General features: G+C 61.4%; 17 protein-coding genes. 5 read left to right on the top strand and 12 right to left on the bottom strand.

The window, feature by feature from the left end:
- Nucleotides 1-56 precede the first annotated feature (56 nt).
- The 3 genes from ACETPF_RS17175 to pcaF are packed head-to-tail and all read left to right on the top strand — an operon-like array spanning nucleotide 57 to nucleotide 2,642.
- Nucleotides 57-746 carry a 3-oxoacid CoA-transferase subunit A gene (locus tag ACETPF_RS17175; RefSeq protein ID WP_483475729.1) on the top strand — a complete coding sequence of 230 codons (690 nt, stop codon included), beginning with the start codon at nucleotides 57-59 and terminating at the stop codon, nucleotides 744-746.
- A 14-nt stretch (nucleotides 747-760) separates the two neighbouring features.
- Complete coding sequence (locus tag ACETPF_RS17170; RefSeq protein WP_373935785.1) at nucleotides 761-1,429, top strand: 3-oxoacid CoA-transferase subunit B; 669 nt, start codon at nucleotides 761-763, stop codon at nucleotides 1,427-1,429.
- Between the two features lie 4 nt (nucleotides 1,430-1,433).
- Complete coding sequence (pcaF, locus tag ACETPF_RS17165; protein WP_373935784.1) at nucleotides 1,434-2,642, top strand: 3-oxoadipyl-CoA thiolase; 1,209 nt, start codon at nucleotides 1,434-1,436, stop codon at nucleotides 2,640-2,642.
- Between the two features lie 152 nt (nucleotides 2,643-2,794).
- Here the strand turns inward: pcaF and ACETPF_RS17160 are convergent, their stop codons facing one another.
- The 4 genes from ACETPF_RS17160 to ACETPF_RS17145 form a co-directional block, all read right to left on the bottom strand.
- Complete coding sequence (locus ACETPF_RS17160; protein WP_373935783.1) at nucleotides 2,795-3,799, bottom strand: helix-turn-helix domain-containing protein; 1,005 nt, start codon at nucleotides 3,797-3,799, stop codon at nucleotides 2,795-2,797.
- 69 nt (nucleotides 3,800-3,868) lie between these two features.
- Nucleotides 3,869-4,750, bottom strand: coding sequence for a dioxygenase family protein (locus tag ACETPF_RS17155; protein ID WP_373935781.1), 882 nt, complete (start codon nucleotides 4,748-4,750; stop codon nucleotides 3,869-3,871).
- 20 nt (nucleotides 4,751-4,770) lie between these two features.
- Entirely contained in the window at nucleotides 4,771-5,835 is a 1,065-nt protein-coding gene (locus ACETPF_RS17150; protein WP_373935780.1) for a maleylacetate reductase, read from the bottom strand.
- A 47-nt stretch (nucleotides 5,836-5,882) separates the two neighbouring features.
- Nucleotides 5,883-6,761, bottom strand: a complete 879-nt coding sequence (locus ACETPF_RS17145; RefSeq protein ID WP_373935778.1) for a sugar phosphate isomerase/epimerase family protein — start codon at nucleotides 6,759-6,761, stop codon at nucleotides 5,883-5,885.
- A gap of 129 nt (nucleotides 6,762-6,890) precedes the next feature.
- Between ACETPF_RS17145 and ACETPF_RS17140 the strand changes: the two genes are divergently transcribed.
- Entirely contained in the window at nucleotides 6,891-7,799 is a 909-nt protein-coding gene (locus tag ACETPF_RS17140; protein ID WP_373935777.1) for a LysR family transcriptional regulator, read from the top strand.
- Between the two features lie 43 nt (nucleotides 7,800-7,842).
- Here ACETPF_RS17140 and ACETPF_RS17135 read toward each other — a convergent pair whose 3' ends face one another.
- From ACETPF_RS17135 to ACETPF_RS17100, 8 genes are all read right to left on the bottom strand, one after another.
- Nucleotides 7,843-9,003 carry an epoxide hydrolase family protein gene (locus tag ACETPF_RS17135; protein WP_373935775.1) on the bottom strand — a complete coding sequence of 387 codons (1,161 nt, stop codon included), beginning with the start codon at nucleotides 9,001-9,003 and terminating at the stop codon, nucleotides 7,843-7,845.
- Nucleotides 9,004-9,036: 33 nt separating this feature from the next.
- Nucleotides 9,037-9,402, bottom strand: a complete 366-nt coding sequence (locus tag ACETPF_RS17130; RefSeq protein WP_373935774.1) for a DUF1330 domain-containing protein — start codon at nucleotides 9,400-9,402, stop codon at nucleotides 9,037-9,039.
- Between the two features lie 66 nt (nucleotides 9,403-9,468).
- On the bottom strand, nucleotides 9,469-10,218 hold the full coding sequence (locus tag ACETPF_RS17125) for an SDR family NAD(P)-dependent oxidoreductase (RefSeq protein ID WP_373935773.1): 750 nt from the start codon (nucleotides 10,216-10,218) through the stop codon (nucleotides 9,469-9,471).
- Nucleotides 10,219-10,252: 34 nt separating this feature from the next.
- Complete coding sequence (locus tag ACETPF_RS17120; RefSeq protein ID WP_373935772.1) at nucleotides 10,253-11,461, bottom strand: FAD-dependent oxidoreductase; 1,209 nt, start codon at nucleotides 11,459-11,461, stop codon at nucleotides 10,253-10,255.
- Between the two features lie 25 nt (nucleotides 11,462-11,486).
- On the bottom strand, nucleotides 11,487-12,227 hold the full coding sequence (locus ACETPF_RS17115) for a 2-oxo acid dehydrogenase subunit E2 (RefSeq protein ID WP_373935771.1): 741 nt from the start codon (nucleotides 12,225-12,227) through the stop codon (nucleotides 11,487-11,489).
- Between the two features lie 17 nt (nucleotides 12,228-12,244).
- On the bottom strand, nucleotides 12,245-13,102 hold the full coding sequence (locus tag ACETPF_RS17110; RefSeq protein ID WP_373935770.1) for an MBL fold metallo-hydrolase: 858 nt from the start codon (nucleotides 13,100-13,102) through the stop codon (nucleotides 12,245-12,247).
- Nucleotides 13,099-13,881: a coniferyl-alcohol dehydrogenase gene (locus ACETPF_RS17105; RefSeq protein WP_373935768.1), complete on the bottom strand. Its 783-nt coding sequence runs from the start codon at nucleotides 13,879-13,881 to the stop codon at nucleotides 13,099-13,101. Before ACETPF_RS17105 ends, ACETPF_RS17110 begins: the two co-directional genes overlap by 4 nt.
- 142 nt (nucleotides 13,882-14,023) lie before the next feature.
- Complete coding sequence (locus ACETPF_RS17100) at nucleotides 14,024-16,483, bottom strand: TonB-dependent receptor (RefSeq protein WP_373935767.1); 2,460 nt, start codon at nucleotides 16,481-16,483, stop codon at nucleotides 14,024-14,026.
- A 316-nt stretch (nucleotides 16,484-16,799) separates the two neighbouring features.
- Between ACETPF_RS17100 and ACETPF_RS17095 the strand changes: the two genes are divergently transcribed.
- The gene (locus tag ACETPF_RS17095; protein WP_373935765.1) at nucleotides 16,800-17,552 is read left to right on the top strand and encodes an SDR family NAD(P)-dependent oxidoreductase; all 753 of its coding nucleotides are present in this window, start codon (nucleotides 16,800-16,802) and stop codon (nucleotides 17,550-17,552) included.
- The last annotated feature ends 26 nt before the right edge of the window (nucleotides 17,553-17,578 follow it).

Here is a 17,578-nt window from a genome sequence, read left to right as displayed (position 1 = left end):
GGCAATATCGGAGCCGTCGATTGGTTGGCGCAAGGTGACGACAGGAAGGACGTGCCGTGATCGACAAGGAAGTCGCGTCCGCCACAGAGGCGGTTTCGGATATTCAATCCGGCGCATCGGTCATGATCGGTGGTTTCGGGACGGCGGGGATGCCGGACCAGTTGATCGACGCGCTCATCGATCGAGGTGTCCGCGACCTTACGATCATCAACAACAATGCCGGCAACGGCGAAACCGGTGTCGCTGCGCTCATCAAGGCTGGGCGCGTGCGAAAGATCATCTGCTCTTTCCCTCGGCAAGCCGACGCGCATCATTTCGAGGCAGCCTATCGCGACGGGCGGATAGACCTCGAACTGGTTCCTCAAGGCAATCTGGCGGCGCGCATCCAGGCGGCCGGGGCCGGACTTGGGGCCATCTTCACGCCTACCGGATATGGCACGCTTCTCGCCGACAGGAAGGAAACACGCGAGATCGATGGCAGGCAATATGTCCTGGAATATCCAATCAAGGCCGATTTCGCCCTTATCAAGGCGCATAAGGGCGATCGGTGGGGCAATCTGATCTATCGGAAGACCGCGCGCAATTTCGGGCCGATCATGGCGATGGCGGCGACCACGACCATCGCGCAGGTGAACGAAGTCGTGGAATTAGGCAGGCTGGACCCGGAAGCGGTCGTAAGCCCGGGCATCTTCGTTCAGCGCATCGTCCAGGTCGGCTCCGGCACCGGCCAGGCGCAGGCGGCCTGAGAGGGGAGCATATGATGCACCGACTGACCCACGACCAGATGGCGGCCCGCGTCGCTCGCGATATTCCTGAAGGCGCCTATGTAAACCTGGGTATCGGCATGCCGACCAAGGTGGCGAATTATCTGCCGCAGGACCGCGACATTTTTCTGCAAAGCGAGAACGGACTGCTGGGCACGGGGCCGGCCCCGGCACCGGGCGAAGAAGACTGGGAACTGATCAACGCCGGCAAGCAGCCCGTCACGTTGCTCACGGGCGGCTGCTTCTTTCATCACGCCGACAGTTTCGCGATGATGCGCGGTGGGCACCTCGACATTTGCGTTCTTGGCGCCTTTCAGGTGTCGGTGCATGGCGACCTTGCCAACTGGCACACGGGCGAGCCCGATGCGATCCCGGCCGTGGGGGGTGCGATGGATCTGGCCATCGGCGCCAAGCGCACCTTCGTCATGATGGACCTCCTGACCAAGCAGGGCGCAAGCAAGCTGGTGGATGCGTGCACCTATCCGATAACGGGGTTGCGCTGCGTATCGCGCATCTACACCGACCTTGCCGTGTTCGATCTCGGGCCCGAGGGCGCCCGGGTGATCGAGATGGTCGATGGCCTGTCGATCGACGAATTGCGCGATCTGACCGGGGTGGCGGTGCAATCAAGCGGCGGAAGCGACCCCGTCGGACAGGAAGGATGAGGTGATGACAGCTGCCTTCATTTGCGACGCGGTTCGCACGCCGATCGGCCGCTATGGCGGCGCGCTTGCCGGTGTCCGTGCCGACGATCTCGGCGCGCTTCCGATCAAATCTCTTATCAACCGCAATTCCGGGCTTGATCCCGCCGCGATCGATGAAGTCTTTTACGGTTGCGCGAACCAATCCGGCGAGGACAATCGCAACGTCGCACGCATGAGCCTTCTGCTGGCCGGCCTGCCCTGCTCGGTGCCCGGCGTCACGCTCAACCGCTTATGCGCGTCGGGGCTTGAAGCCGTCGGCGCGGCGGCGCGCGCGATCGGTGCGGGCGAAATGGACCTTGCCATCGCTGGCGGCATCGAAAGCATGACGCGTGCGCCATATGTGCTGGGCAAAGCCGACGGTGCACATGATCGCAAACAGAAGATCGAAGATACGACGATGGGTTGGCGCTTCGTCAACCCGGCCCTGGATGCCCTGTACGGCACGGAGACGATGCCCCGCACCGGCGAGAATGTCGCGCGAGACCATGGCGTCAGCCGCGCCGATCAGGACGCATTCGCGCTGCGCAGCCAGCAACGCGCCGCAGCCGCTCAGGCAAATGGCTTCTTCGCCGAGGAGATCGTTCCGGTCGCCGTGCCCGCCGGCAAGCGTGGCGAGACGCGCGAGTTCGGCCTGGACGAGCATCCGCGTGCGGATACGACGATCGAGACGCTGGCGAAGCTGAAACCGCTGTTTGGGCCGGACAGCACGGTAACGGCCGGCAATGCGTCAGGCATCAATGACGGCGCGGCCGCGATCATCATCGCCAGCCAAGCAGCCGTCAGAACACACGGACTTGTCCCGCGCGCCCGCATCCTGGGCATGGCTTCTGCTGGCGTGGAGCCGCGCGTCATGGGGATAGGGCCGCTGCCCGCGACGCAAAAACTGCTCGCCCGACTGGGCCTGTCCATCGGCGATTTCGATGCGCTGGAACTGAACGAAGCCTTTGCCAGCCAAGCGCTTGCGGTGATGCGCGGCCTGGGCCTGGCCGACGATGCACCGCACGTGAATCCGAACGGGGGCGCCATTGCGCTGGGTCATCCGCTCGGCATGTCAGGTGCGCGTCTTGCCCTGACCCTGGTCCACCAATTGGAACGCACCGGCGGCAAAAGGGGCCTGGCGACGCTCTGTATTGGGGTTGGCATGGGCCTCGCCCTCGCCGTCGAACGGGTTTGATCATCGGCCTGCTCGTGTGCAGGCCGATGCGCTTATTTTCAGGGGCCGATGACACTCCTGAACCGGGCACCCCACCCCGCCTTGGCCAGCCAGCGCCTATCCCGTCCAGCCGATCCGCCGCTGCGTCCGGCCTCGAAACCCGAAAGCGTCGGTCAGCCGGTGTAGGCGTTTTGAGACCGCACCTGCCGCGGCGTCATTCCGAAATGCGCTTTGAACGCCCGGTTGAAACTGCTGATATTTTCGAACCCGAGGCTGAACGCCACTTCGGTTACTGACGGCACGCAACGGCCATATCCATTCAGCAATCGGCGACATTCTTCCAATCGCTTGGACCGGATCAGCGTCGTCATCGTCGTACCACGACTGGCGAACAACTGGCGCAAATAGCGTTCGCTCACGCCGCAGGCACGAGAAATCAGCGCGGGACCGAGATGGGGGTTCTGGATATTCCCTTCGATGAAGCGATCCACCCGGTTGAAGATGCCTTCCGTATGGCGGCTGCGCCCCTGCGATCCCGCACCGACGCTATCGTCGGCATTGGCGAAGGCGGTGCAGGCAAGGTCGAGCACTTGCGCGGCGAGAAAGCGGGACTGTGATCCTTCCACCATCTTGCTGGCATGGAGGCAGGCGTGGATCATGCAACTGGCGGCGTAGGCCAGTCCTTCGCGCGTATCCAGGCTGCGGCCCAGCCAGTCGGCATAGGTGAACAGCCGGGATTCCATCATTGCGCGCGGCACTTTCAGCCAGATCGCCTTCCAGCCCTTAGGCACCGAAATTTCATAGGGTTTGCTGCTATCGACGATGGCCAGCGACCCACGAGACAACATGGTCGTGCGGCCGCTCTGGCTGAGTTCGGCATTGCCGGAAACCCCCAGCACCAGCAGGATCACGTTCGCCGGTGAATTGCGGATGGCATATTCCGTCCGGGCGATCCGTGCCGGGCTGCCCCAACTCGACGAATAGACAATGTCCGCCTCACCGAGTTCGGAACACAGAAACACGCCGCCGAAATCGGCGCTATTGACCTGTTCGACCTCGTAAAACACGTCCGTCATCTTGCGTTTCATGAAATGCGGCATGCGGACGACACGAGCGGTCGGATCATTTGACCGGCTGCCGTCCACCGTGGATTGCAGAACGGCCAGATTTTGCGTCATGCCTTTCACCTTTTCCACTCCATCAGTGATGGGTCGGCTGTTGCCGACCCCGCATATCTCGCCTGCCGGTCAGCCCTTCGCCTTTTGGACGGGCGCCATGGTGAATGTGAAACCGCTCTGCGCGAAGGGCGTGGCGCTGCGGCTGCCGTCGGGCAGAGTCCCGGAATCGCAATGGACGAAATCCTGTATCAGTTCGGCCTTCACCCCGAAGACCGGATCGGCAGACAGATGATCGTCTCCGTCCACGAAAACCATGGTCGTCAGCCGCTCGTACCCCGGCGCGTTGATAACGAAATGAACATGGCCCGGCCGCATGTTGGACCGGCGCGTTGCACGCATCATCGCCCCCACCGGGCCGTCATCGGGGATGGGATAGGATGTGGGCATGATGGAACGAAACCAGAAGCTGCCGTCCGCCTCAGTCCGCAACATGGCGCGCATTGCGGTCTCGCCCGCCTCAAACCCAGGCAGCATCATGTCATAATGGCCGTCCGCGTCCGAATGCCATATGTCGACCTGCGCATCGGCGACGGGATTACCGTCGACATCCTGAACCTGACCCTGGAAATAGAGCGGCAGGCCGATCGCCTTTCCACCGATGTCCGCGCCATTTTCCATGGTCTCACGCCCTTCGAAAAAGAAGGGGCCAAGCACGGAATTGGAGGTTGCTCCCGAAGGATAACGATGGTTGATCGCATCGACCAACGTGGTGACGCCCAGCGTGTCGGACAGTAAGATATATTCCTGCCGGATGTTCGAGCACATCTGGCCGGTGGCAGTGAGAAATTCGATCGCCTGCATCCATTCCGCTTCGGTTGGTTCGATGTCCCGCACAAAGCCATGAAGATGCTTGATCAGGGCTGTCATGATCGTCATCAAACGATCGTCCGGCGTATCCTTCAGCGATTCCAGCACCGCATCCGTGACAGTTTTTTCATTTACTTCCAGCATATTGCCTCTCCGGCCTATCGTTATTCCTGACCCGGCGGATCCCCGGCCCATGCCCGCGCCATCAACCCGTCCAGCCCGGATTCTTCCAGGGGTCGCGGGTTCCAGTAGGGGTTTTCCAGAGCCAGCCAGGGCACACGGGCCGCATCCTCCCGCGACAGGCCAAGGTCTCTCAAGGCGCGCGGGGCACCGACCGCCGATGCCAGATTCCAGAGCGCCAGCGGCGCATCATCCTGGCCGAGAGCGGCGGACAGCTTGGCCATGGCGTCAGGAACGGCAGGCGCGTTGTAGGCCAGAGCATGGGGCAGAATGATGGTGTGCGTTTCGGCATGCGGCAGATCGAACGTGCCACCCACGACATGACAAAGTTTGTGGTGCAAGGCGACGCCGGTAGACCCCAGGCATATGCCGCACAGCCATGCCCCATAGAGGGCCTGGGCACGGGCGTCGCGGTCTGTCGGATCCTGCGCGATACGCGGCAGGGATTGCGCCATAGCGCGCACCGCTTCCTGTGCCATCAGGTCGATTACCGGATTGCGATCACGCGCATAAAGCGCCTCCACGGCATGGGCGAGCGCATTGATGCCCGACGTGCCGGACAGGCCCGCCGGAAGGCTCATGGTCAGATCGACGTCGTAGATGACCACCTCGGGCTGCACCTTGGGCGTCACCTGCGTCGTCTTGCGGCCATTTTCGGTCTGCCCGATGATCGACGTCATTTCCGATCCGGCATAGGTCGTCGGCAAGACGATCTGCGGCAGGTCGGTACGCAGGGCAATCGCCTTGCCGAGCCCGATCGTGGAGCCACCCCCGATGGACACGATCAGGTCCACCGCATTCGCGGTCACGACCGTCATCGCGTCGTCGGTGACCGCAACGGGCGTGTGCATCGTGGCCCGTGAGAAAAGCGCCACAGACCGGCCTTCGAGCGATTCCGCCAGCTGTGCGGCCTGTCCAGCCTGTTCAGGCGTCGAAAGGATCAGCGCGCGGCGACAGCCGAGCCGATCGATTTCCGTGCCCAGCCCCACTTTGGCGCCGCTGCCGAAAACGACCCTTGTGGCAATGCCGTTATAGGTAAAATCCTGCATGTCCGGTCTCCGTGGGCGCGCCGAAGCGCGCCCTTTCCCGTCGACGATCAGCTGCCCAGCTGCGCCCGCGCCGTCTGGAACGACAGGCGGGCCGCTTCCTCCAGCGGACGCTTGCGATGAACCTGGGAGATGATCTCGACGCCCCAGGGCCCTTCGAAGCCGGTCTTGCGGACGTTTTCCACGAAGGAGGGCAGATCCCATTCACCCTCGCCGCAAAGCTGGCGATGATGCGCGGTGTCGGTCCACAGCGTTTCCTGCACTTCGTGCATGGCATCGTTCAGTTCGACGCACACCATGTAGCGCGCGGGTATCTTCGCGATTTCCGAATAGTCATTGCCACCGCGCGTGACGTGCCACACGTCGATGTCCAGCCCGCCATTGGGCTGATCAGCGCCCTCCACGACCGCAAGGCCGACATCAACCGTGCGGACATTACCGAAGGGCATCAGTTCCATCGCGATCGACGTGCCGACTTTCGCCGCATCCTGGCACAGAAGCGCGAACTGGTCCTGCATGAGCGGGATGTCGGGCGTCAATTCCGCTTCCGTCGGATTGTTGATGTCCGCACCAACGCCGGGCCCGATCTTGATCGCACGGGCGCCCAGACCTTCGGCCGCATCCAGCATCAGCTTGCGGACATGGTCGCTGAAGGCGCGCCGTTCCCCGTCGAGGAACCAGTCGATCAGAAACTCCAGTTCGACATGACGAATGCCGTTCATTGACAGAATATTACGCATTTCAGCGAAGCCGATCTTGTCGGCCACAGCATAGACATCGTCCGTGAAGAAACCGATGCCGGCATAGCCTGCCTTGGCAGCAGCCTCTACACGATCCTTGAAAGAAAACGGGCTGATATGGTTAGGACCATAGGGATATACGTCGCCGGAAAGGGTGAAATAGGCCGCAAGCAATTCTGGCTCAGACATTGAAAACCTCTCTCTGTCCGCTGCTCTTCTCGAAAAGAACAACTGGCTTTTGTTAGACAGAAAGTTACTGTGGCGTAGCAGTTGCGCCAATCGCGCATTGTTCCGATGAGAGTAGAAGCAGGTTCCACAATGTCTTTAGGCGATGATCTGGGCGGCATAGCGGTGTTTGTGGAGGTGGCCCGCGCCCGCAGCTTCACGGCGGCGGGCCACCGGTTGGGCCTGACCAAGTCGGCCGTGGGCAAAAGCGTCAAGCGGCTGGAAGAGCGGCTCGGCGTCACGCTGCTGCATCGTAGCACCCGATCCTTGAGTCTCACCAGCGATGGCGAGGCTTTCTTCGGGCGATGCTCGGTTGCCCTGGAGGAAATAGCCGATGCCGAAAAGACGCTGTCGGCCCTGCGCGTGGCACCGCGTGGCCGGTTGAGGATCGATATGCCCGCCATGTATGGTCGCAAGATCGTCCTGCCGCTTCTGCTGGAAATCGCGAAGGACAATCCTGAGCTGCACCTGTCGACGACGTTCCGGGACTGGCTGATCAACCCGGTGGAGGAAGGCGTCGATCTCGTCATCCGGTTTGGAGAACTGCAAGGCGCGACGGGACTGATTTCCCGCAAGCTGATCGAACAGCGAATGATCCTGTGCGCAGCGCCGGATTACCTTGCGCGGCGGGGAGCGCCTACATCAGTGGACGATCTGCGGCATCATGATTGCGTCGTCAGTCACCGGTCGGGCAATCCGCATACATGGTCGCTGATGACGGAACAGGGCGAGGTCATTCGCTTCCTGCCGCCCAGCACGCACGAAATGGGCGATGGGGATGCCATGTTGGCCGCGACGATTGCAGGTTGCGGCCTGTTGCACATGCCCGAAGCCCTGGTGCGGCCGAGCATAGAGGCAGGCGAGCTGGTGCCGGTTCTGGAAGGCGCGCAAACCCGCGGATCGCTCTATGCGGTATGGCCCGCCGCGCGGACGTTGATGCCGAAAATCCGCTTTGTGGTCGACGCGCTGGTCACGGCCGCGCGCGCCGGAAGGCTGGGCTGATCCGCGCGGGCCGGATACAACGGGCGCGGATCAGCGATCGACGTCAGCCCTTGAGCGACCGGAAGAAACGGCGAATGTCGTCCGTCACCGCGTCGGGTGCTTCGAACGCGGCGAAATGACCGCCATCGTCGTAGATCGTCCATTGCTGAAGGTTATAATATTTTTCCGCCCATCTCTTGGGCTGTAGCACCAGTTCGTTGAGAAAGGCAGCCACGGCCGTGGGCGCCTTCACCACCGGCAATCCTTCATGCGAAGGCTGCCACAGATTGTGGGCCGCCTCGTAATAATAGCGCGCCGACGTGCCGAAGCAGTCGGTGATCCAGTAGAGCATCACCGTCGTCAGCATGTCGTCCTTGGAAAAGCGGCTTTCCACATCGCCACGCGTGTGGCCCCAGGTACGGCGTTTTTCCACCAGCCATGCGCACAGTCCCGCAGGGGAATCCTGCATCGCGTAACTCAGTGTTTGCGGTTTCGTCGTCTGGATCTGGAAATAGCCCGATTCATGCAGGAAGAAGTCGGCATTCTTCTGCTCCCAACTTTCCTCGCCCTCTCCCCACAAGGGTTCGACCTGGCCGCCGCCGAACATGTCGAGCGGGAACATGGTGGTGAAATGCACGCCGATCAGCTTGTCGGGATATTTATGCCCAAGCTGCGCGGTCAGGAACGCGCCCCAGTCCTCGCCATGCGCGGCGAAACGGTCATAGCCAAGGCCGGCCATCAGCTTGACCCAGAGGTCGGCCGTGTTCCAGAAATTGACCCCGGTCTTGTCCAGCGGCGTGGAAAAAACATATCCCGGCAGGGACGGGATCACCAGGTCGAACGCATCGGCCGCATCACCGCCATAGGCCGCGGGATCGGACAGCGGGCCGATCATGTCGCGATAGTCCCAGAAGGTCCAAGGCCAGCCATGGCTGAGGATCAGTGGCGTAGGGTTCGGCCCCTTCCCCTTCACATGGATGAAGTGGATCGGGATGCCGTCGATTTCCGTCTTGAAATGCGGCCAAGCATTGATGGCTGCTTCCTGCGCGCGCCAGTCATAGTCGGTGCGCCAATATTCGACCAGTTCCCGCAGATAATCGCCATTGAAACCGTATCGCCAGTCGTCGTTGGCAAAGTCCGCCGCGAAGCGGGTCCGTTCCAGCCGCTGCCCCAGATCGTCCAGCACCGTGTCGGGCACCGCTATCTTGAAAGGTGTAACTTGCACCGTCATCCCTCCGTCATCCATGCTTTGAGGGGATCAGATTTCCCAAGGGGTCGTGACCTGAAGCACCGCTTCGACCAGCGTATCGCTGCGCAGGTGGAAGCCTGACTTGAAATCAGGGTCGTGCAAAATGGCGAAGAAGCCCGCCTTGCTGGGATAACGGACCAGCCAGACCGCGTCCCATGTCTGACCTTCTTCCCCAACCAGCACATGGCCGCCCTTGCCAAGATACATGAATTCCGCACCGTGACGCGGGCCGTGCAGGCGGCAATGACGCACATAATCTTCATATTCATCCATGCCGCCTTCGCGAAAGCGCAGCAGGTTGAGCATATAGATCGGCCCATCATGATCGATTTCGGCAAGCGCGGCGATTGCTGCTTCGGTGGGATCGATAGCCATTTCCGTCATTCCTCTCGGTTCGCGCCCCGAACGGGCATATGCATTTCAGGCAGGTGTTGGATCAGGTCAGGCAGACGCCGCCCAGCCCCCGTCGATCACCAGTTCGGTGCCGGTGATGTAGCGTGCCTCATCGGACGCAAGGAACAGGGCGCCATTGGCGATGTCGATCGGCAAGCCAAGATCTCCCATGGGAATGCGGGCGCGTTGCAGCCTTTCCTGCTCTTGGGTAATGCCAGCTTGCGTGCGCGTACGCATGGGGCCGGGAATGATGGTGTTGACGCGCACGCCATCGCCCACCCATTCCATCGCAGCGACGCGGGTCATGGCGCTGATCGCGCCCTTCGTCGCGGTGTAGCCCAAAGTGCCGGGCATGCCGCGCAGCGCCGTCAACGATCCGATATTCACTACCGCGCTGCTCCCCGCCGCGACGAGGGGCGCGCGTGCGGCCTGCATGCCCAGGAACACGCTGGTCTGGTTGATGGCGATCACCTTGTTCCAGCCCTCGATCGACTGCGCCTCGATCGAGGAAAGCGGCGTCACCCCGACATTATTGCACAGGGTGGTAAGGCCGCCGAAGCGATCCACCGTCGCGGCCACGGCCGCCTGCCAGCTGGCGGCATCCGTGGCGTCAAGCCGGACAAACGCGACCGACCCGCCGGCGTTTTCGATTTCGGCCACGGTTTCCTTGGCCAAATCGGCGTCGATGTCCGCGATCATCACCTGCGCGCCTTCCTGCGCGAAGCGGATCGCCTGCGCCGCGCCCAGCCCGGTCGCCGATCCCGAGATCAGCGCAATCTTGCCCTTCATCCTGTCCATCAATTTATCCTTTTCCTGCCGCGGTCAGTCAGCATCAGTCGATGCTGGCCGCGAAATCCAGACTTTCGCCCATGCTCCAGCGCCGCAAGAAGCCGAAGCGCATGTCATCATTGGCCGCCACCTTTTCGAGCTGATCCATCGCGGCCGCGCGCTTGGCCAGATCGGGCTCTTCGTTACGTTCCTTGTTTTCCACCGAAACGCGCTGCACCCATTCCCAGTTGGTGCGGCGGCGCTGACGGTCATATCGGTCGAGCAGAGCATCATCGGCGCCGTCGCGCCAGACGGCGGTGAATTTCTCGATCAGGTTGAAAGCGTCATGGACGCCGCAATTCAGCCCCTGCCCCCCGATCGGGTTATTGAGATGCGCGGCGTCGCCAGCCAGCAGGACACGCCCCTTGCGATAGGTATCGGCAACGCGCTGATGCACATTGTAAACCGCCACATTGGCGACGTCATACGGCGTGTCGGACGGATGGATCGCCTGAAGGCGGCGTTGCACGATGTCGGGCGCGGTAACCTCCTCCACCGATTGATCGGGTTCGACACGGCTGACGACGCGGTACAGCCAGTCGTCCTTGCCCGGACCATAGGGTACACGCACCACCAGCCGCCAGTCCGCCCCGTTGGCGCGATAATCGAGCCGGCCGTTGGTCGGTTCGAAATCATGCCGCGTGTTGATCAGCAGGAACCGGTCGGGAAAGGTGTAGCCGTTGAACCCGATGTCCTGGCTGATCCGCGTCGCGCTGCTGCCGCCATCGCAGCCGATCAGCCAGTCGGCACGCACCGTCATCGGATCGCCATTGGCCTCCACGGTGATGTTCACGCCATCGGCATCCTGTTTGACGCCGGTCACGCGATGATTGAAATGAAATTCGCAATCTTCCTGCTGAAGCAGATCGTAACCGACCTTCGTAAACCAGTTTTGCGCCGCAGATACGGCATAGGGATTGCGATAGGCGCGCGAAAGCACGTCCATTTCAATGTCCACGAACCGGCCAAGTCCGACATCGGTGAAGCGGAAAATACGGTCGCGCGTGCCGCCTTCCAGCAATTTGTCGAGATAGCCGATTTCTTCGAGCATATCGACCGAGGGCGGGTGATAGAAAGTGGCGCGCAAGTCCTGACAAACGGTCGCGCCTGCTTCATACACGGTGACCGGTATGCCCTGCCGACATAGGCCCAGCGCCGTGATCATGCCGACCGGGCCAGCCCCGCTGATGATGACTCTCTTTGTCTTTTCCACGATGTTTTCCAGTCGGTTGCGACCGTCAGATCAGTCGTTCAGGATGTTCCATGAGTTGCTTGAACTGTCCCAGATAGGCAGCCACCGGCCCGGCGGAGAGCGCCCGGTGATCGAAGGCGAGGCAGAAGTTCGCCATAGGCGCGCTGACCACGACGCCGTCTTCATTGACCATCGGCGTTTCGATCGCGGCCGCCACGAAGAAGTGGGCCACGGCCGGCAGGATGCTCATGGCAGTGAATAGGTTCACCGGTGCGATCATCCCGATATTCGAAATGCCAATATTGGGCGTTCGCGCCATCCGGGCGAAGGTCGCGAGGGAATCTTCCTGCGTGAACTTGCCCGCGCGCACGGTGGCGACGGCGTCCTGCATTTCCTTCGCGATCGTCACCAGCGATTTGGCGCTTGCCCCTTCGATGATCAGGGGAAATGCCGACCCGTCGACCATGACCGGCCCCTGCACCGCAATGTCGTCGACATGCGGCACGATCAGGCTGGTGCGCGAGTCCGGTTCGAACATGGCGGCGATCATGGGGTGATCGCGCGCCGCCAGCGCCGTAGCCCGCTGGATGATGTTCATGATCGAGATGGACTGGCCATGCTGCGCACCGTGAGTGCGGCGGAATGTTTCCGCCGGAGCCATGTTGATGGCGATGCCCACATGAACAACCGGAGTTTCGCGCCAGTTTGCCGCGAAGACATCGCCTACCGCCTTTTGGATGCCGGTGATTTCATAGCGTTCGCCGCGCATGGCGGGATCGTCCGTCATACCGATGACTCCGCCGCTCATGGTTCATTGACCGGCGGGATTTCCCGCATGGCGACCTTGGTGGAATTGCCGAGCAGGAAGCCGCCCAGCACATCGACCGTTTCGGGGTAGTCCTTTTCGATCCGGCCGGCGAGTTCGATCGAATCCTTCGCTTCCGCCAGGTGCTTTTCGAACCGGATCAGATAGTCACGGGTGTAATTCCATGACGTGATGTCGTCGGGCAGGTGCGGCCGCTTGTGGCCCGCGACGATGACTTCGGGGTCCAGTTGCTTGATCTGATCCAGTGCCTTCAGCCAGGCGCCGCGATGTTCCTCGAAATGTTCGCCGACCCACAGATGGACTTCGTTGAACAGGACGTCGCTGGCCATCAGCGCCTTGAGCTGAGGCACCCAGACCATGACGATCCGGTTGGCGTCGCCCGGAACCGGCCCGATCAGTTCGATCCGCTCCCCTTCCAGCATGACATGGTCCTTGTCCCAAGGCTTGGGGATGGCGGTGTAGCGCGGTGCGAGCTTGCCGATCTTTTCCTGCCACCGTTCCAGTCCGCGCGGCGCGTCGATCAAAATGTCGTTCACCACCGACGGGTGCGCGATTGCCACTGCATTGGGGAATGTATCGAGCAGCAGGTCCAGCCCGAAGAAATGATCGGGGTGGTCGTGGGTGATGATGATCGTTTCGAGATCCTTGCCGGTTTCCAATATGTCGCCGATCAGGCGATGGGTGTCGGCGCGGGAAAAGGGCGCGTCGACGAGGATCATCGCCTTTTCGCCCTTGATCAGGGCATGGTTGGTATGGAGGCTGCTGGCCCGTGTGGTGACGATCTGAAGTTCCAGCTTGGTGCCGGGACGCGTCACGATGTTGGGAAGGTCGGTCAAAGTCCGTTCTCCTGTGCCAAATAATGGGCGGCAACGCCGCCATCGACGGGAATGTTTGCGCCCCTGATCCAGGCGGAGTCGGCGCTCAGAAGGAAGGCGACGACAGGCGCAATGTCGGCCGGAGCGCCCGAGCGTTCGACCACGCGCGCGTCGTCCTGCGCACGGTCGCCCATGATGCTGGAAAATGCATCGAGAAGCGGGGTCGACACCGCCGCAGGCGCGATGCTGTTGGCGCGGATGCGACGATCGATCCAGGTGCGCCGATGCGTTATACACCAGGCGAGCAGCGCTTCCTTGGTCACGAAATAGGATCGCCCCGGCTGTGCATCGATGTCATATTTGGCGACAAAGTCATCGACCTTCCCGAAGGTCAGATCGAGCGCTTCCCGGATCTGATCGACCGACTGGCGCCAGTGATAGGCGGCGATGGACGAGAGCATCACGATGCCGGATCCGTCGGTCAGCCGGGGCAACACGCCATTGGTAAGGTGCAGCGTTCCGACCAGATTGACGCGGATGACGTCCGCGGCCGGAACCGTGGGGGCGAGCCCCGCGACGTTCGCCAGCCCATCGAGCTTTTCCGGCAGCCGAGCCACCGCCTCATCGATCGACTTGCGCGAGCCCAGATCGACCTGAACGAAGCGGTCGGAGCGATCATCTTCCCGGATGTCCATGCCGACGACATGGCAACCCAGTGCCTGGAGACATTCTACCGTAGCGGCACCGATGCCCGATGCGCTGCCGGTCACGACGATGGTTTTGCCTTTGAGATCCAACATATTCCGTTCCCTTGTTGTCAGGGATAGTGCAGCCAGGCTGGACTTTCGTCTTTGCGCGTGCGGCACAAAAACTGGACATTGGCGGCTGGGCGGAAGACATACGGGCGGCGTCGCACCCTTGGTCGACGCCGCCCGATGCCGGTCAGAAACGGAAGCTGGTCCGCACGCCGTACGTGCGCGGCATGGCTGCATAACGCACCGTGGTGTCGTAAAGCAGCGCCACGTTGTTCCAGTAATATTCGTTGGTCAGGTTCTTGACCCACCCCTGCACGGACCAGCTGCCATCGGGCGCAGCCAGACCGACGCGAGCATCGACCGTGGTGAAGGCCTTCAGCCTGCCGACCGCCAGCGTGACCGGGTCGTGGCCGATCACCGCCTGCGCCCTGCTGTTGTAAGCCATGCTGGCACCTAGGTTCAGGTTGATCGAACTGGTCAGCGGAACCGTATAGTCGGCCGCCGTCGATACGTTCCACTTGGGCGTATAGGGCAGAAGATCGCCCGAAAAGTCGCCGGCATCGCCGAACAGGTTGATGCCCGAGAAGCGCTTGATCTTTCCGTCGAGGTAGGTGGCGGACGCATTGAGGTTCAGCCCCTCAACCGGCTGGACCGCCGCCGTGATTTCAGCGCCCTTGATTCGCGACTTGGGAATATTGGTCAACGCGAACACGGTGCCGAAAACCGGCTCGTTAAAGCCGCTTTTGAGCTGCTTGTTGCGATAGTCGTAATAGAAGGCAGCGCCCGTCAGCAGCACCGCGCGGTTCAGCAGCTTTTGTTTGAACCCGATTTCATAAGCGAGCACGGATTCTTGCTTCACCGGGCGGACCTGATTGGTGGTCGATGCCGAAATCGATGGATAGCCGCCCGATTTATAGCCCTTCATCACGTTGACATAGAGAAGCCCATCGACCGAATGCTTGATGTCCGCGCCGACTTTCCATGACAGATTGTCTTCACGCAGGTGCGTGTCCAGCAAACCTGGAAGATATGTGTCGGGGGTGATGATGGGGGCGCCGTTGTCGTCGAGTTCAGGCGCCTTGATCAGCGTGCAGGCGCCCGGCTGCAACGGCGGCGCGGCAGGAAGGCCCACGGAACTGCGCAACGCGCCAATGATGCCATTGAACAGAACGCGCTGGGCATCGTTGCCCCACACCGGATCGAAGTCATTGTCATAGGTGCAGCCGATGAAACGGCGGTCCGACTTGGTGTAGCGCGCGCCGGCCTTCAGCGTGACGATATCCATGACATCGTAATCGACATTGCCGAACAATGCCCAGTTTTCTATTCGCTGATCGCTGAAATCGCCGGCACGGGAGAAATGGACGCCGAAGGATGCCGTGCTTGCACCATAGGCCAGAAGATTGCGTTCCACGACCTTGCTGTTCTGATAATTGCCGCCCAGCGTGAAGCGCAACGGGTTATCGCCACCGTTCGCCAGTCGAATTTCCTGAGAGAAATCCCGGATCTTGCCGATGTTCGCGACGATGTCGTAATTGTTGATCGCGACACCGTCGTCACCCGCGATGCCGTTCCGTTTCAGATGGGCATAGGCGGAGATGGACGTAAGCGTCAGATCGTCGGTCAGATTATAGTCTGCGCGCAACGACCCTTGGTACATGGTGTCATGCTTGCGCGGCGTGATGTCCTGATTGCTGCCATCCTGAAGCACCGTGGTCCAGTCCGCAGCGCGGGCGTTATTGGGCGCATATGGGGTCGCGACCAGTTCTGGCGGCGTGAAGCCCAAACCGTCCGGACCCGACGTCAGATTGGGACGGAAAAAGATGAACTGCCCCGCCTGCGGCTGGCCGCGATCGGCCCAGCCATTGACGTTGAGCTGCATGCGGAGCCGGTCCGTCGGCGTCCAGTCCAGGATCATGCGGCCGACATATTCCCGGCGGCGACCCATTGTGTCGCCAGGCCGCGAATAATAGTTTTTCTGCCAGCCATCCATATAGCTGGTGCGGAGAGCCACGCGGCCCTTGAGGTTCGAGGTGATCGGACCGCTGATAAGGGCGGTCGCTTCCACCTCGTTGAAGCGGCCGTAAGACAGGTCGATCCCGCTTTCGGGCGTATCGGTAGGTTTGTTGGCGATATAGTTGATCGCCCCGCCGGTCGAATTCTGGCCAAAAAGAATGCCCTGCGGGCCCTTCAGCACTTCGACCCGTTCGACGTCCAGACCGACAGCGAGGGTCGTCAGCGCGGTAAAGCTGTAAGGCACCTGGTCCATATAAACGCTGACGGCGGGTGCGCCGGACAAGGCGGAATCGAAGTAGCCGACGCCGCGCAACGTGAATACAGGCGTGTTGAAGGCGGACCGCGCAAAGGTAAGCCCTGGCACGACTTTCGTCAGGTCAGCGACATTGCTGATACCCTGACTGCGCAACTCATCGCCGCCGACGGCCGCGATCGACAGGCCGACCTTGTTGATGGATTCCGACCGCTTGGTCGCGGTGACAATGATTTCACCGACGGAGGCGCCTCCGCCATCGTTACTGTCCTGCTCCGCCGATTGCGGAATGGCATCCTGCGCAGCGGCGGCCGTGACAAATCCCAGGCCCGATACAGATGCCAACAGAAAGCCGATGGCAATTTCATACGATTTCATGATCCCTCTCCCCAATAATATGCCCGCGGCATGGCGAACAATCATTATTATCCCTAATCTCAATAGGATAACTTCCTATTGAGAAGGTATTCGCGTTTCATTCGACTCGATGTGACCAGTGGAAGTGAGCGCCCTCGATAAATGCGCCGCTCCGGATCAATCATCTTCGCAGCGACGGGGCAAAAAATATGCAGTAGCGGCGACAGGCGCCCGAAAACCGATTTTGCGGTTGTTCGGGCCGGCCATCCTTTCCTAGCAATCGCCCCATGGCAGCGGCGCAGACCGTACCAGCCATAAGCACAAGGAGGGATGCACGATGTCAGGGCGACTGGACGGCAAGGTTGCAGTCATCACCGGCGGCGCGAGCGGATTGGGCGCTGCGCAGGTCATGCTGTTCGCCCGCGAAGGGGCCAGAACGATCATCGCCGATCGCGATCGCGAAGCCGGCGAGTCCTTGGCCGCCAGCATAGCCGCCAGCGGCGGCAGCGCCGAATATGCGATGCTGGACGTCACCGATGAAACGAGTTGGGCGACGATGGTGGCGGATGTTGTCGGACGCCACGGCGCTTTGCATATCCTGTCCAATACGGCGGGAATCATCCATCCGGCCGGAACCGTCGACGAAAGCGTCGAAGGATGGAATCGAATCCTCGCGGTCAACCAGACCGGCGTGTTCCTGGGGATGCGGGCCGTCATTCCGCAAATGACCGCGCAGGGCGGCGGCGCGATTGTAAACGTCAGCTCGCTGCTGGGCCTGATCGGCTTTTCCGGGATGATCGCCTATAGCGCAACGAAAGGCGCGATCCGCATCATGACGAAGGCTGCCGCGATGGAAGCGGTCAAGCAGGGCGTCCGGATCAACGCGATCATCCCCGGCCCCATGAAGACCCCGATCCAGGCCAATATCCCGCCAGAGGTGGACGCATGGCAACGATCGCGCATCCCCATGGGCGATCTGGGGGAGCCCGAGGACATCGCATATGGCGCGCTGTACCTCGCATCGGACCAGGCCAAATATGTGACCGGGACCGAACTGATCATCGATGGCGGCTGGTCCGTCACGACATGACCCGCAATCCAGATTGAGATGGAGAG

Source organism: Sphingobium agrisoli, from assembly GCF_041877245.1.
Lineage (GTDB): Bacteria > Pseudomonadota > Alphaproteobacteria > Sphingomonadales > Sphingomonadaceae > Sphingobium.
Note: the sequence above shows the minus strand (reverse complement) of the source record. Positions and strands in the feature narration are given on the sequence as shown.